This is a genomic window from Mesorhizobium sp. M7A.F.Ca.AU.001.01.1.1, from assembly GCF_004022735.1.
In the GTDB taxonomy this organism is placed as follows: Bacteria; Pseudomonadota; Alphaproteobacteria; order Rhizobiales; family Rhizobiaceae; genus Mesorhizobium; species Mesorhizobium ciceri.
Window position 1 is genome coordinate 1 of record NZ_RZPF01000967.1, and the last position, 1,901, is coordinate 1,901.

General features: G+C 60.1%; 1 protein-coding gene and 1 pseudogene. One reads left to right on the plus strand and one right to left on the minus strand.

Features of this window, described 5'->3' with window-relative positions; genetic code table 11:
* Positions 1-159 precede the first annotated feature (159 nt).
* On the plus strand, positions 160-1,425 hold the full coding sequence (gene rho, locus EN884_RS34635; RefSeq protein WP_013528732.1) for a transcription termination factor Rho: 1,266 nt from the start codon (positions 160-162) through the stop codon (positions 1,423-1,425).
* A gap of 203 nt (positions 1,426-1,628) precedes the next feature.
* Here the strand turns inward: rho and EN884_RS34645 are convergent.
* A pseudogene (locus tag EN884_RS34645) lies at positions 1,629-1,901 on the minus strand (thioredoxin domain-containing protein); the annotation flags it as partial.

A 1,901-nucleotide genomic window follows, 5' to 3' on the forward strand; every position in this document is an offset into this window, starting at 1 on the left:
AAAACGCAGCTTGCTCTTTCCCCCGACCGACGATAAAAGACGGGTCTTCCTTCCCGTCATGCGCCGCCCCTCGTTGTTTTCGGCCGCGCCCGGCATTTGTCGCATCCCGCCGATATTTTCCCAAAGCCTACCCAGACTCCATCTATTCAAGGTCCGTCTATGCAAGAAATGAAACTCGCCGAGTTCAAGAACAAGAAACCGCCAGAGCTGATCGCTTATGCCGAATCGCTCGAGGTCGAAAACGCCAGCGTCATGCGCAAGCAGGAGCTGATGTTTGCGATCCTGAAGAAGCTGGCCGCCCAGGAGATCGAGATCATCGGTGATGGCGTGGTCGAGGTGCTGCAGGACGGTTTCGGCTTCCTGCGCTCCGCCAACGCCAATTACCTGCCAGGTCCCGACGACATCTATATTTCACCGTCGCAGATCCGGCGCTTTTCGCTGAAGACCGGCGATACTGTCGAAGGGCCGATCCGCAGCCCGAAAGAGGGCGAGCGCTATTTCGCGCTGCTCAAGGTCAACACCATCAATTTCGACGATCCCGAGAAGATCCGTCACAAGATCCACTTCGACAATCTGACGCCGCTCTATCCGACCAAGCGGCTGAAGATGGAGATCGAGAATGTCACCACCAAGGACATATCGGCCCGTGTGATCGACCTGGTGGCGCCGATCGGCAAGGGACAGCGCGCCTTGATCAACGCGCAGCCGCGTACCGGCAAGACGGTTCTGATGCAGAACATCGCCCACTCGATCACCGCCAACCACCCGGAATGCTATCTGATCGTGCTGCTGATCGACGAGCGGCCGGAAGAAGTGACCGACATGCAGCGCTCGGTGAAGGGAGAGGTGATCTCCTCGACCTTCGACGAGCCCGCGGTGCGCCACGTGCAGGTCGCCGAAATGGTCATCGAGAAGGCCAAGCGCCTGGTCGAACATGGCCGCGACGTCGTCATCCTGCTCGATTCGATCACCCGTCTCGGCCGCGCCTACAACACCGTCGTGCCGTCATCCGGCAAGGTGCTGACCGGTGGTGTCGACGCCAACGCGCTGCAGCGGCCGAAGCGCTTCTTCGGCGCCGCCCGCAACATCGAGGAAGGCGGTTCGCTGACCATTATCGCCACCGCGCTGATCGATACCGGCAGCCGCATGGACGAAGTCATCTTCGAAGAGTTCAAGGGCACCGGCAACTGCGAAATCCAGCTCGACCGCAAGGTGGCCGACAAGCGCATCTATCCGGCCATGGACATCCTGAAGTCCGGCACCCGCAAGGAAGACCTGCTGGTTTCCAAGCAGGACCTGCAAAAGATCTTCGTGCTGCGCCGCATCCTGGCGCCGATGGGAACCACCGACGCGATCGAGTTCCTGATCGACAAGCTGAAGCAGACCAAGACCAATGCGGATTTCTTCGATTCGATGAACACGTAAGGGGATGGGGTAGCGATCCTTCGCGCCCCCCTCTGCCCTGCCGGGCATCTCCCCCTCTAGGGGGGAGATTACGCCCTTGGTCGTTTTCGGCAATTATCAACGCCGTAAGGTGAACGGAACAGCGAAGCTGCCGATCTCCCCATTTTGAGTGGGCGATGGCCGGTAGGCCAGAGGGGGGCGTCTCTCGCCGGCGGTTAGCAAAACTATCGCCGTCGCAACAATCGCTCGAGCTCTTCAGCATCCGTCACCGCCGGCAAACAAACCTGCCCCGTGCACAACCATGCACCTGCCTTGTCGGTCGGCGGCAGGATTCCACCGGGTAGCAAGGATCGATTCGCTGCCGTACCGATCGGCACGACGATGTCGATGCGGCGCGGGTCCGGGTTTCGATTCGCAACCGGAACGAGCTTTGGATCTGTGAACTCATCCACCAACACCAGCTTGAGCGGCTCGATCGCCAGCGCGCAGGCATTGAC

Coding starts and splice junctions, on each gene's coding strand:
- rho (WP_013528732.1), top strand. CDS start 160: ATGCAAGAAATGAAACTCGCCGAGTTCAAGAACAAGAAACCGCCAGAG.